This window comes from Pseudomonas sp. EL_65y_Pfl2_R95, from assembly GCF_963971045.1.
Lineage (GTDB): Bacteria > Pseudomonadota > Gammaproteobacteria > Pseudomonadales > Pseudomonadaceae > Aquipseudomonas.
Map to the genome: position 1 here is coordinate 122,518 of NZ_CAXAOV010000006.1, position 13,053 is coordinate 135,570.

The 13,053-nt window shown below is 57.3% G+C and carries 12 protein-coding genes; 5 read left to right on the forward strand and 7 right to left on the reverse strand.

Annotated features, from left to right (window positions below):
- Positions 1–159 precede the first annotated feature (159 nt).
- The 4 genes from AACY09_RS18710 to AACY09_RS18725 all read right to left on the reverse strand — a co-directional run bounded on the left by AACY09_RS18710 (position 160) and on the right by AACY09_RS18725 (position 3,608).
- Positions 160–822 (reverse strand): DUF6962 family protein, encoded by a 663-nt coding sequence (locus tag AACY09_RS18710; RefSeq protein WP_339490179.1) that lies wholly within the window; start codon positions 820–822, stop codon positions 160–162.
- On the reverse strand, positions 822–2,111 hold the full coding sequence (gene hemL, locus AACY09_RS18715) for a glutamate-1-semialdehyde 2,1-aminomutase (RefSeq protein ID WP_339490180.1): 1,290 nt from the start codon (positions 2,109–2,111) through the stop codon (positions 822–824). The genes AACY09_RS18710 and hemL overlap by 1 nt, the downstream gene beginning before the upstream one ends.
- Positions 2,112–2,176: 65 nt before the next feature.
- Positions 2,177–2,800, reverse strand: a complete 624-nt coding sequence (gene thiE / locus AACY09_RS18720; RefSeq protein WP_339490182.1) for a thiamine phosphate synthase — start codon at positions 2,798–2,800, stop codon at positions 2,177–2,179.
- Between the two features lie 13 nt (positions 2,801–2,813).
- On the reverse strand, positions 2,814–3,608 hold the full coding sequence (locus tag AACY09_RS18725) for a bifunctional hydroxymethylpyrimidine kinase/phosphomethylpyrimidine kinase (protein WP_339490183.1): 795 nt from the start codon (positions 3,606–3,608) through the stop codon (positions 2,814–2,816).
- Between the two features lie 324 nt (positions 3,609–3,932).
- On the opposite strand from AACY09_RS18725, the gene AACY09_RS18730 reads away from it, so the two are divergent.
- From AACY09_RS18730 to amn, 4 genes are all read left to right on the forward strand, one after another.
- The gene (locus tag AACY09_RS18730; RefSeq protein WP_445323887.1) at positions 3,933–5,897 is read left to right on the forward strand and encodes a sensor histidine kinase; all 1,965 of its coding nucleotides are present in this window, start codon (positions 3,933–3,935) and stop codon (positions 5,895–5,897) included.
- Positions 5,898–6,053: 156 nt separating this feature from the next.
- Positions 6,054–6,695 carry a TetR/AcrR family transcriptional regulator gene (locus tag AACY09_RS18735; protein ID WP_339490185.1) on the forward strand — a complete coding sequence of 214 codons (642 nt, stop codon included), beginning with the start codon at positions 6,054–6,056 and terminating at the stop codon, positions 6,693–6,695.
- Positions 6,692–8,341, forward strand: a complete 1,650-nt coding sequence (locus AACY09_RS18740) for an acyl-CoA dehydrogenase family protein (RefSeq protein ID WP_339490186.1) — start codon at positions 6,692–6,694, stop codon at positions 8,339–8,341. Before AACY09_RS18735 ends, AACY09_RS18740 begins: the two co-directional genes overlap by 4 nt.
- 192 nt (positions 8,342–8,533) lie before the next feature.
- Complete coding sequence (amn, locus tag AACY09_RS18745; RefSeq protein WP_445323890.1) at positions 8,534–10,009, forward strand: AMP nucleosidase; 1,476 nt, start codon at positions 8,534–8,536, stop codon at positions 10,007–10,009.
- Between the two features lie 69 nt (positions 10,010–10,078).
- Here the strand turns inward: amn and ahr are convergent, their stop codons facing one another.
- The gene (ahr, locus tag AACY09_RS18750) at positions 10,079–11,113 is read right to left on the reverse strand and encodes an NADPH-dependent aldehyde reductase Ahr (RefSeq protein ID WP_339490188.1); all 1,035 of its coding nucleotides are present in this window, start codon (positions 11,111–11,113) and stop codon (positions 10,079–10,081) included.
- Positions 11,114–11,242: 129 nt separating this feature from the next.
- Between ahr and AACY09_RS18755 the strand changes: the two genes are divergently transcribed.
- On the forward strand, positions 11,243–11,875 hold the full coding sequence (locus AACY09_RS18755) for a pseudouridine synthase (protein ID WP_339490189.1): 633 nt from the start codon (positions 11,243–11,245) through the stop codon (positions 11,873–11,875).
- A 47-nt stretch (positions 11,876–11,922) separates the two neighbouring features.
- Here the strand turns inward: AACY09_RS18755 and AACY09_RS18760 are convergent, their stop codons facing one another.
- Together AACY09_RS18760 and AACY09_RS18765 are read right to left on the reverse strand one after the other, a co-directional pair.
- The gene (locus AACY09_RS18760; RefSeq protein ID WP_339490190.1) at positions 11,923–12,132 is read right to left on the reverse strand and encodes a DUF2788 domain-containing protein; all 210 of its coding nucleotides are present in this window, start codon (positions 12,130–12,132) and stop codon (positions 11,923–11,925) included.
- A gap of 182 nt (positions 12,133–12,314) precedes the next feature.
- Positions 12,315–12,794 carry an Lrp/AsnC family transcriptional regulator gene (locus tag AACY09_RS18765; protein ID WP_010487285.1) on the reverse strand — a complete coding sequence of 160 codons (480 nt, stop codon included), beginning with the start codon at positions 12,792–12,794 and terminating at the stop codon, positions 12,315–12,317.
- Between the last annotated feature and the right edge of the window lie 259 nt (positions 12,795–13,053).

Sequence of the window (13,053 nt, forward strand, 5' to 3'; positions counted from 1 at the left end):
GTTCTTACAAAGTGTTTACGGGATTTATCGTAAATAGCTGTAACGCAGCGCTATAAAGTGGGTCATGGTTAACGCTCATGCAAACTAAAAGCCGCCAATAGCTGATATTTAACCTATATAAATCAGATGGTTAATATTTAATTGCACGCTGTAGGCTGGCTAGTTGACTGTTTTGCCGATTTCTCGGCTCGCTTCAGTTGAGACACCTTTGTGCCCAGGCAGTTTCAATAATAGCCACGCGAGCAACGGATAGGCGGGGGTTAGCAGCAGGTGAAAGAGGTCTACACGGCGAATCGCGCCCATGTAGCCGTTGGTGCCGACGGCTAAGCCCGCGACAATAAACAACCCTACCGCGGCGACTGCGGTGAGCATCAAGGCTTTGTCGGGGCGCTGAATGATGCCCGCGTAGAGCACCAGTGCCAGGGTGATGAGGTTAAGTAGTACTCGATACTCATCAAGCTGGTTGAGTTGCCGGGCCAGTTCGAAGAAGGCGCACAGGCCGAGTAAAATCCGCCCCCAGTTCGCGCGGCTCCATACCCAGCTGCGACTTAACGCCAGTGCTGCGCAGCCAATCAGCGGCAGGCCAAGAAAGGCGCTGGCTTGGCTTAGCCACAGGTGAGTACCTTGCCAGCTGGGGTCGAGCCCGTAACGGATACTGCCGCAAATTGCGGCAGCGGCGGTCAGGCCGAATCCCAGCAGAGCACAAAACAAGGCAGGTTGATCGCCTTCCTGGTAGCGGCTGCGGGCTTTGCCAATGAGTAGGGTGCTGGCAATGCAAGCCAGCGCCAGCAGTGCATCGCTGGCGGCGGTGGTGTATTGCATCAGACTTTGGACATCTCAGCGAATGCGTGCTCTGCAGCATCAAGGGTGATTTTCAGTTCAGCATCGCCAAGGGCGATCGAGGTGAAGCCTGCTTCGAATGCGCTAGGTGCCAGATACACGCCACCTTTCAGCATCAGGTGGAAGAACTGCTTGAAGCGTTCGCTATCGCTGCTCATTACGTCTTCAAAACTGCTGATGTGCTTGCGTTCGGTGAAGTACAGGCCAAACATGCCGCCCGCCTGAGTGGTCGTGAAGGCTACGCCTGCAGCATCTGCGCGCTCTTGCAAGCCCTGTAGCAGGCGACGGGTGTAGTCGCTAAGCTCGGTGTGGAAGCCTGGGCGGCTGATCAAGCGCAAGGTGGTCAGGCCTGCGGCCATGGCCAGCGGGTTACCTGACAAGGTGCCTGCTTGGTAAACCGGGCCCAGCGGCGCGATGTGGCTCATGATTGTGCGTTTACCGCCGAAGCAGCCGACGGGCATGCCGCCCCCGATGATCTTGCCAAAGGTCGACAGGTCCGGGGTGACGCCGTAATGCGCTTGCGCGCCGCCCAGTGCAACGCGGAAGCCGGTCATGACTTCGTCGAAAATCAGCACTACGCCATGTTTATCGCATTGTTCGCGCAGCCCTTCTAGAAAGCCCGGTGCTGGCGGTACGCAGTTCATGTTGCCCGCAACAGGCTCAACAATCATGCAGGCGATCTCGCTACCGACTTCGCTGAGGCACTCGGCTACGGCGTCGATGTCGTTGAACGGCAGGGTCAAGGTGTGCTTGGCGAAGGCTTCAGGTACGCCGGGTGAGCTCGGTACGCCAAGCGTCAAGGCGCCCGAGCCGGCTTTAACCAATAGACTGTCGGAGTGGCCGTGGTAGCAGCCTTCGAACTTGATGATCGAGTCGCGGCCGGTGAAGCCACGGGCCAGACGAATGGCGCTCATGGTGGCTTCGGTGCCGGAGCTGACCATCCGCACCATTTCCATCGAAGGCACAATGCTGCACACCAAGTCAGCCATCTCGGTTTCCATGGCCGTCGGGGCGCCGTAGGAGAGGCCGTGCTCCAACTGCTTGCGCACAGCATCAAGCACGTCGGGATGGCTGTGGCCAAGGATCATCGGGCCCCACGAGCCGACGTAGTCCACGTAACGCTTGTCATCTTCGTCAGTGACATAGGCGCCAGCTGCGTGTTTGAAGAACAGCGGCGTGCCGCCCACGCTTTTAAACGCGCGAACCGGCGAGTTAACACCGCCCGGAATATGTTTTTGAGCGTTGGCAAATAGAGTTTCTGAACGTGACATCGGGAGCCTCTCAAAGTCTGCGCAGGGCGTGAATCCTGCAAAAATAATCTGGGGTTGGCCTGCGCTCAGGTAAACAGCGCGCTAAAGGCGCGGGCGCGATGCTCGACCTCATCTGCGGAATCGGCGGCAAACAAACCGTGAATCACTGCCACCATGCTGGCGCCTGCGGCGATCAACTGGGGCGCGTTCTCAAGGGTAATGCCACCAATCGCAACGATCGGCAGGTTAAAGCGGCTTTTCGCCTGGTGAAGCAATTCGACAGTGGCTGCCGGTGCACCGGGCTTGGTGTTGGAGTTAAAGAAGCGGCCAAACGCGATATAGCTGGCGCCTTCACTGGCGGCGCTTTGCGCCAGGTCAAGTTCGGCGTGGCAGGTGCCGCCAATAATTGCTTTGCGGCCGAGCAAGGCGCGTGCGACTGCAAGCGAACCATCGCTCTGGCCTAGGTGCAGACCAACGCCAAGGCGTGCGGCTAACTCGGCATCATCATTGATGATCAACGCTGCGCCATAGCGGTCGCATAATTCACGCAAAGCCTCAGCTTCGCGCAGGCGCCGCGCTTCGTCGTTGGACTTGTCGCGGTACTGCAGCAGTGTGGCGCCGCCTTTGAGTGCCGCTTCGACATAGGGCAACAATTTGCCGCCCGCGAGTAACTGGCTGTCGGTGATTGCATAGAGTCCGCGCAGTTTCATCAGCTGACCTCCATCAGAATCCATCCAGCGGTAGGCGCCGCGGAATAAACTGTCCGTGCCCTGGCTGCTCTGCATCGCGCAGGGTGCGCCAGGTGTAATCGAGCGATGTGCGCACGGCGCTGACTAACTCCTCGCCGATCGCCAGCCGACCCGCCAAGGTGCTGGCGAGGGTGCAGCCTGAGCCGTGATAGCTGCCCGGCAGGCGCTGGCAGGTAAATGTGTGGTGGCTGCCGTCGCGCGAATAGAGCCGATTGTGCACTTCGTGCTCGTCACCATGGCCACCGGTAATCAGCAGATGCTCGATATAGGGCAACAGTTTAGCTGCGCATTCATCGGCGCTGCCGTCGGGCAGTTCGGCTAGGATGCGGGCTTCGGGCAGGTTCGGCGTAGCAATGGTCGAGACAGGGAAGAGTCGTTCGCGCATGGCGAAACCGACTTCATCCTTACCCAGCGCACCGCCGCCGCCAGCGCGTAACACAGGGTCGCAGACAAGCGGGATGTCCGGTAGCTTACTGCGGACCTCGAGCACGGTTTCGACCATCTCGACCGAACCAAGCATGCCCAGTTTTATCGCCTCGACAGGCAGATCGGCGATGACCGCATTGGCTTGCGCCAGCACCCATTCGCGATCCAGCACGCGGAAGTCGGAAACATTGACTGTGTCCTGAACGGTCAGTGCCGTCACGGTTGGCGCGGCGTGACAGCCTTGAGCGAGCAGCGCTTCGATATCAGCTTGAAGTCCAGCACCACCACTTGGGTCATGTCCAGACAGGCAAAGTACGACGGGGCGAGAAGTAGGCGTTTTCATGGTGCGCGAGCTTATCATTAAATCGTTGATTTTGGCCTGCGAGATGATTGTTCTGGGCTAGAGCGATTGGCTATTTTCAATCGGGGCCGTTAGCGCATCTGCGTCACTTTTTAATTGCGCCTTATGCCGGCGCTTAAGACCTGACTAACAGGCCAATGGGCAAAATTATGGATATTTTGCGTGGGGTCGCTTATTGCGGGTTTTGCCCTGTGATATCGTGTCGATAATTCGAATAAACAGGCATAACTGGCAGCGTCCAGTCAGTGAGTTGGGGCTCACGGACGCAGTTGAAAATTGTCGGTCATCACGTTACCGCGGGGCTGAATGCGCACCATTTTGATCCTGTTGCTTGCTGTCTGGCCAGTATTGGCTGGAGCAATGACTTTTGATGAACATACGCGATCAGTAGATTTGGGTCGCGACAGCTATGTGCTTGAAGATGCCAGTGGTGCCGCCACTATTGATCAAGTCTCGTCGCCGGACTTTGCCTCGCGTTTCCAGCGCCAATCTGAAGCCATATTGAATGCCGGTTACTCACGGTCGGCCTTTTGGCTGCGTGTTGATCTGGATTACCGTCCGTTGCAACTGGTCGGCGAGCGCCCTTGGTTGTTAGAACTGGCGTATCCGCCACTTGATCACCTGGAGCTGTACATCGATAACGGCCAAGGTGGGTTCAGCCTGCTGCGCAGTACCGGTGATGCGTTGCCTTACGCTTCCCGTGAAATCAAAAACAACAATTACTTATTTGAGCTGGGCCTGGTGCCTGATCAGCCTCGGCGGGTTTATTTACGCTTGCAGAGCCAGGGTTCAATTCAGGCGCCTTTGACGCTCTGGTCGCCGAATGCATACATCGAAAGCCAGCCGACACGCATTTATGTGCTGGGGATCATCTATGGTGTGCTGCTGGGGATGATCATTTACAACTTGTTTATCTACCTTAGCGTTCGCGACACCAGCTATCTGTATTACATCCTTTATATCGCCTCATTCGGCCTCTATCAGGTGTCAGTCAATGGTGCCGGCATCGCCTACTTCTGGCCGGAGAGTCCGTGGTGGGCCAATGCCGCCACCCCTTTTCTGATTGGTTCTGCCACCTTGTTCGGTACCCAGTTTGCACGGAGTTTTTTGCAAACCGCCCAGCATGGCAAGTGGCTTGATCGTATGCTGCTGTCAGTGATGGCCGTGTCGGTACTGGTAATGGTGTTGGCCTTGACCGCCAGCTATGCATTGTCTTTGCGCTTGGCCACTTTTCTGGCGTTGGTCTTTACCCTGGTGGTTTTCTACGCGGGCCTTAGCGCTTGGTATAGCGGCATGCGTGTTGCTCGCTATTTTATCTTCGCCTGGTCGGCCTTTTTGCTCGGGGGCATTCTCAATACGCTGATGGTTCTTGGTTTTTTACCAAACCTGTTTATCACCATGTACGCCAGCCAGATTGGCTCGGCGCTCGAGGTGGCGCTGCTGTCATTGGCCTTGGCTGATCGCATCAATATCCTTAAAGAAGAGCGTACCGCGATTTTGCAATCCGCCCGGCGCGAACTTGAGGCGCTAAACCAGGCTCTGGCCAACAATAACCGGCTTAAAGATGAGTTTTTGGCGACCATCAGCCACGAACTGCGTACACCCATGAATGGGGTGATCGGCTCATTGGATCTGCTGCAAAGCGTTCGTCTTGATCAGGAAATGGAACAATACCGGGCCATGGCATCAGGCTCTGCGCAAGAGATGATGCATATGATCAACAACATCCTTACGCTCACCGAGCTGCAGGCCGGTCGGTTGTATCCTTTGTGTGAGCCGTTCAGCTTGCGGGTACTGATCGACGCACTCAACGCCCAGTACATGCCGCTGGCGCAAGGCAAAGGCTTGGAGTTTGTGGTTGAGTACGATGAAGACCTGGCCGACGAACTGGAAGGAGATTTGGTTAAACTGCGCTTAAGTATCGGCATCCTCTTGGATAATGCGATTAAGTTTACGGATAAGGGTTGTGTCACCTTACGCATCAATCCACAGCCTGATACGCAGCATGGGGTGCCGCTATGCATCGATGTGATCGACACCGGCGCCGGTTTTAATCAGGCCAGTAATCACGCCTTGTACCAGTGTTTCCAGCAACTGGACGGCTCCATGACTCGGCGCTTTGGGGGGTTGGGTATCGGCTTGGCCATTTGCCGGCAAATGGTTGCACTGCTGGGTGGCGAGCTAAGCCATGTTTCGCAACCGGGCCAAGGCAGCCATTTCAAACTCAACGTCCGGTTGGCACTTGCCGGCACCCTCGCAGCCAAGCCCTAGGCTGGACAACGCGAAGCTTGGCCCGCAGGGTTTATTTGCTGATCCTGTGTGCTGGCATTAAGGGTGGCTGAAACGGCACCTAATCTGCCTAAAATCCCTCTGTATTGAAAAGCTGAATCCTGATTCACTTGTAACTATTGAATCAGGATTCAGACCATGGCCTACCGCACCAGCGCCTTACGAATTGATCGCGACAATGCCCTGCGTGGGCGCATCTTGCGCTGCGCTCAGGCGCGTGTCACCGAGGCCGGCTTTGCTGCGCTGACCATGCAGGCCTTGGCCGAAGATGTCGGCATCGCGACCGGCAGCCTCTATCGCCACTTTCGCAATAAAGGTGAGTTGGCGGCTGAGGTGTTTGCGCTGGCCAGCCAGCGTGAAGTCGATGCCATGGCCTTGGCATTACACGCCCCGCTTTCAGCGCCGAAGCGATTGGCTGCGGGCTTAACCCAGTTTGCAACACGCGCATGGCATAGCCGTCGGTTGGCTTATGCCCTGATTGCCGAACCGGTTGATCCTGAGGTTGATGAACAGCGTCTGCTGTTTCGCCAGGCCTATGCCGAGCTTCTGGTCGAAGTGCTGGAGCAGGGCATTGCCAGTGGCCATTTTCGGCCCCAGCACACCCAGTTAAGTGCTGCCTGTCTGGTCGGTGCTATTGCTGAATCACTGGTTGGTCCTCTGTCGCCCAGTGCCTGTGCGGCTCGTGCCAGAGGCCAGGACGCCCTGGCTTTGGGTGATATCACCGCCGACCTGATCGCATTCTGTTTAAGCGCCGTCGGCGCAAAGGAGTTATCCGCATGAACCCGAGCCTTAACGCAGAAACCCATGAAGTATTTAATCAGGTGCCGTCAATGGACGGTGCCAACCTCTACCGGGTCGACCTCCCTCTGCAAGAGTGGAACCGTCACTTTGGCGGCGCGTGGGCTGAAGACCGCCTGCACACATACGGCGCACTGGCGGGCGGTCCTCTCATGGCGGCAGGCTTTTTGGCCAATGAGCAAAAGCCGGTGTTCAAAAGTCACGATCGCTACGGCCATCGTGTCGATTTGGTGGAGTTTCACCCGGCCTATCATGAGTTGATGGCGGCTGCGATCAAGCATGGTCTGCCTTCCTCTCCATGGACTGATCCTCGCAGCGGCGCCCAAGTGGCGCGTGCATCCATGAGCTATTTGCACAGCCAGGCCGAGGCCGGTTCGGGCTGCCCGTTGACCATGACCTACGCCAGTGTGCCAGCAATCAAGCTGCAACCGGATGTGGCCGAAATCTGGCTGCCGAAGATTCTCTCGACTGAATATGACCCGCGTAATTTGCCAATTGAGCAAAAGACCGGTGCGACCATCGGCATGGCCATGACCGAAAAGCAGGGCGGCACCGATGTGCGGGCCAACACCACGCGCGCTCATCCAGTCGGCATGCCAGGGCCGGGCCAAGCTTATGAACTGGTTGGCCATAAATGGTTTTGTTCGGCGCCCATGTGCGACGCCTTTTTAACCTTGGCCTACACCGACAAAGGTTTGAGCTGCTTTTTGCTCCCGCGCCATCGTCCAGATGGGTCGCGCAACGAGTTTTACATCCAGCGTCTGAAGAATAAATTGGGGAACTGGTCGAACGCCTCCAGCGAAGTGGAATACCGGGGCGCGTTGGCATGGATGATCGGTGAAGAAGGCCGTGGCGTGCCGACTATTATTGAAATGGTCTCGCTGACCCGCTTTGATTGCATGATCGGCTCCAGTGCCTTGATGCGCCAAGCCCTGACGCAAGCCGCACACCACTGCGCATACCGCAAAGTCGGCGGGCGCGTGCTGGCCGAGCAACTCTTGATGCAAAACGTCTTGGCCGATTTGGCCCTCGAAAGCGAAGCGGCGCTGGCCTTGACTCTGCGCATGGGCAAGGCGTTGGATAATGCCCATGACGAACAGGAAGAGAAGTTCGCCAGGCTGGTGACTGCCATCGGCAAGTATTGGATCTGCAAGCGCGCCCCGGCGATGATCAACGAGGCTCAGGAGTGCCTGGGCGGCGCCGGTTACGTCGAGGACACTATCCTGCCGCGCTTGTACCGCGAAGCGCCGGTCAACTCGATCTGGGAAGGCTCGGGCAATGTTCAGTGCCTCGATGTACTGCGTGCCCTGTCGAAAGAGCCGGGCGTGCTTGAAGCCTTGTTTGCCGAACTGGGCGGTGGACACGGCGACGCCCGTTTGAAGGCACACATCGGCAAGGTGCAGGCCGCGTTCAAAGATACCGATGATATTCAGTTTCGCGCCCGTCAACTGACTGAAGACCTGGCTGTTGCCCTGCAAGCCAAATTGTTGCTTGAGGCTGGTAATGCGACGGTCTCCGATGCCTTTGTTGCCAGCCGCTTGGGCGAGGGTGGTCGGGTATATGGCACCTTGCCTCGCGGGATTGATGCCGAGGCCTTGGTGGCGCGCAGCACGCCGCATTTGGCCTGAGAGCAGTCATAAAGTGCGGGGGTTGATTACATGGCCGGCCCCCGCAGGAAATTGGTTTCGCTGCCAGCCGCTTCTTTGCGCGCATGTTCCTTGATAGGCTCTTGATCAATTGCACCTGACGACTTCTTAGGCTGGCATCGCAGCCCGTCTAGGGTGCAATATTGGCCTGCATGTTCAGTCAGGAAGTTTGCCGTGAATCCATGTTCAGAAGACTTTGTTGTTGTCACTAGCCCTGAAGAGGCGGTTGATCGACTCGCCGCCTTGCATGAGCAAGCTACGCGTGCCTTGAGTCAGGCGCTCAAGGCCTATCTTAAAGATCGGGTCAAGCCAGATCCGGCGACCCATTGCCAGTTTCGTTATCCAGAATTACGCCTGACTTATTTGTGTCACGGCGAAGCGCCTGCCACTGTCCGCGCTTACGCCAAAGTGCAGGTGCCCGGCACCTACAGCATTACGGTCACCCACCCCGGGGCCTTTCGTAAGTACTTGCTGGAGCAACTGCAGCCCCTGATGCACGACTACACGCTGCGCGTTGAAGTTGGCCTCAGTCAGCAGAATATTCCTTATCCCTATGTGGTTGAACAAGGCGACGAGCTGGCGGGCTCCGGCGTAACGGCGGGTGAGCTGGCGCGTGTCTTCCCCAGCACCGATCTGTCCGCCGCCTCAGACAGCACTGCTGATGGCTTGTACAGCTGGGAAAGCATGGACCCCATGCCGCTGGCGCTGTTTGATGCGGCGCGGGTGGATTTTTCGCTGCGCCGGCTGGTGCATTACACCGGCAGTGACTGGCGTCATGTGCAGCCATGGATCCTGCTGACCAACTATCACCGCTATGTTGACCAGTTCATCCGCCACGGTCTGGACATGCTGGTCGGTGACTCACGCTTCACTCGCATGGTGTTGCCGGGCAATGTGGTGATTGAGCGCGGTATGTCCGAGGGCGAGATGCAGGCTATCATCGGTGGCGTGGTTTGGCATCGCTACCAGATGCCGGCCTACCACCTGCTGACGCGTGACGGGGGAGATGGCATCACCTTGGTCAATATTGGTGTCGGCCCTTCAAACGCGAAGAACATCACCGACCATCTGGCCGTATTGCGGCCCCACTGCTGGTTGATGATTGGTCACTGCGGCGGCCTGCGGCAGTCACAAACCATTGGTGATTATGTGCTCGCGCACGCTTATATGCGCCGTGATGGGATTCTTGACCGCGTGCTGCCGCCGAATATTCCACTGCCCGCCTTGGCTGAGGTTCAGCAAGCGTTGCAAGATGCGGCGGCACAAGTGACGGGAGAGAAAGGCGACGACCTCAAGCGCCGCTTGCGTACCGGCACAGTGCTGACTTACGACGACCGTAACTGGGAATTGCGCTGGGCCCAGGAGCGGCCGTTGATTAACTTGGCGCGAGCGGTTGCAGTGGATATGGAAAGCGGCACCGTTGCAGCGCAAGGCTATCGTTTGCGTGTGCCATACGGCACGCTGCTGTGTGTCTCGGATAAACCGCTGCACAGCGAAATCAAACTCCCAGGCGCTGCGGGTGCCTTTTACGAGCGCGCCGTGACCCAGCATCTGCACATCGGTATCACGGCCTTGGACTTGCTGCGTGGCCAGCTCAACTCATTGCATTCACGCAAGTTACGCAGCTTTGACGAGCCACCGTTCCGTTAATCAGCAGTAAATAACGTAAAACGCCCCAGTGTTGAGCTGGGGCGTTTTTATTTGCGGCGTTTGCGGCTGCTATTTACTGGCGTCGAGCACCACGCGATAACGGGCTTTGCCGTCGCGCAGGTGCTGGATCGCATCGTTAACTTTGCTCATGGGGAAGTGCTCGACCTGCGGCAAAATCTGATGCCGCGCACAGAACTCAAGCATGCTGCGCATGATCGCGGGCGAGCCAACCGGTGAGCCGGAAATCGCCCGTTGGCGTGGGATCAGGTTGAACACATGCACCGGGATAGCACTCGGCACAATGCCGACAAAGTGCAGTCGTCCTTTGCCGCCTAGCGTGCTGATCAGCGCGTTCCAGTCCAGATCGGCACTGGCGGTGATCAATAGAAAGTCCAGGGTGCCGGCAATTTTTTTCATGGCATTGCTGTCGGTGGAGGCAACCACATTGTGTGCGCCGAGACGCTTGGCTTCTTCCTGCTTGTTCAGCGATGAAGTAAAGGCAGTGACTTCGCAGCCCCAGGCATTCAAAAAGCCCAGGGCCAGGTGACCCAGGCCACCAATACCCACAACGCCAACTCGGTCTGTCGGTTTGACGTTGAGCTCGAGCAAGGGCGCAAACACTGTCGAGCCGCCACAAAACAGAGGGCCGGCCATGCTCGGGTCGAGGCTGTCTGGAAGGGGTAAGGTCCAGGCCCAATGAGCGCGCATGCGATTGGCGAAGCCGCCGTTGCTGCCGCCGATAGTGGGTTTAACGGTACTGCACAGCTGGTGTGAGCCTTCCATGCACGAGTTGCAATGCATGCAGCTGCCTTTGAACCAGCCTATACCGACCCGTTGCCCGAGTTTTAGCCCGCGCGCTTGTTCGCCGAGGCGGACCACTGTGCCAACCACTTCATGGCCGGGAATAAAGGGATAGCGGGCGTTTTTCCAATCATTGTCGATCATTGACTGGTCAGAGTGGCAGATGCCGCAGTATTCAACGGCGACTTCAACGTCCTCGGCGCCAAGCGGACCTGGATCATACTCACGCTGCTCAAGTGGCGCGCCCGCTGCCGTCGCAGCCCAGCCGGTGAATGTCTCGACGATAGATTCGGTTGTACTCATTGCGGGCTCCTGAAGGCGGGATAATCAAGTGACAAGCAGCATAGACCCTTGCGCAGATCTGCGGATCAAGATCATTAACGGTGATGCTAAGGTAAACTGCACCCCTGTCAGCTTATGTTGGAATCTTCAATGCCGCGCCCACCACGCCCCGCCGCCGGGAATCGCACAGCCACGGCCAAGCCCGGCCCTCGTCGTCAGGCCAAGGCTCCACCCGCCGAGCCGCGGTTGCTGGTGCTGAATAAACCCTTCGATGTTTTGACTCAGTTTAACGACGATCAAGGTCGCGCCACCCTCAAAGACTTTGTCGATGTAGCAGGTGTCTATCCCGCAGGGCGATTGGATCGTGACAGCGAGGGTTTGCTGCTGTTGACCAACGACGGACGTTTGCAGGCGCGGATCGCTGACCCCAAACACAAGTTGGCGAAAACCTATTGGGTACAGGTTGAAGGTGAGCCGACTGCCGAACAAGTCCAGCGGCTGCGTGACGGTGTTGAGCTTAACGACGGCATGACGTTGCCCGCCGAGGTGCGCCAGTTGGATGAGCCGCAATTGTGGCCGCGCAATCCGCCGGTGCGCTTTCGTAAAAGCATTCCCACTGCATGGCTTGAATTGGTGATCCGAGAAGGGCGCAATCGCCAAGTCCGGCGCATGACCGCAGCAGTTGGCTTGCCGACCTTGCGCCTGGTGCGCGTGCGCATCGGCCCTTGGGGGCTTGATGATCTGCAGCCAGGGCAGTGGAAGGACCTGCAACCACGGCTCTAGGTGGCGCCGTTAAGCGGGCTCGCCGTGCTTTAGCAGTGCGCTTGGCCTTAATGGCCTTCCATTTCGAGGCCGGCAATCACAAAGGTTTTGATAATAAACCCGAGGACGCCCAAGCCGAGGGCTAAAAACAGAATCATGCTGCCAAAGCGGCCGGCTTTGGACTTTTTCGCCAGGTCCCAGACAATAAATGCCATAAACAGAATCAGGACGCTGACCAGAACTGTGGTCATCAGGTCTTCGAAATACTCGGTATCCATCGTGGCCTCAAATTACGTAGTAGGACGCAGTGCAGGGACGCGATTATACGTGAGCGCGGGGCGTTGTAGGGGGGATGCCGCTTTTTTCATCCACCATTGGCAGCGACAACCGAGCGATATGCGCGAGTGTTTTATTGTTTGAGCTATAGAGGTCAGGCTGCGCGTTGCCAAAGCCTGGGTATTCAACTGCGCAGGTGTTCCAGCGGCAATTGGGTGCTCGACAGAATCTGCTGTAAGACAAAGCTTGAACGCACGCTGGAGACTCCTTCTATCCGGGTCAGGGTGCCGAGCAGCAGCTTTTGATAGTGATCCATATCCGGCACCACCACTTTTAACTGGTAATCGGCGTCCATCCCGGTGACCAAGCTGCACTCAAGCACTTCCGGGCAGTTGCGAATGGCCTCCTGAAAATGCTCGAAGCGTTCTGGCGTATGCCGATCCATGCCGATGAGCACATAGGCGGTGAGGCTCAGGCCCAGTTTTTTACTGTCGAGCAGGGCCACTTGCCTGGCGATATAGCCATCGTCTTCAAGCTGTTTAACCCGGCGTGAGCAGGGGGAGGGTGACAGACCAATGCGTTCGGCCAGCTCCTGGTTGGATAGGCGGGCGTCGCGTTGCAATTCTGCCAAAATACTCAGGTCATAGCGGTCCAGTTTGTTCATCTTGGTCACGATATCCAATTAGATTGCTTTAAATCATGCCTCATTAGGTAAAAATTGCGCAACACATAGTTGATTGAGCAATCTTCGCAATCATTCACTAAGGTCGTCGCCGTATTATTTATCTCAGTTTCAAGGCCCGGACGACATGTCCACGCCGACTCACTCAATCAGGTGAGCGGCCGCCGCCGATCCAACCGGGTCGTCACGGCACCCGGGTCCGCACTGTCCAACCAGACGGGCGATAAAGGCGGCAACACAA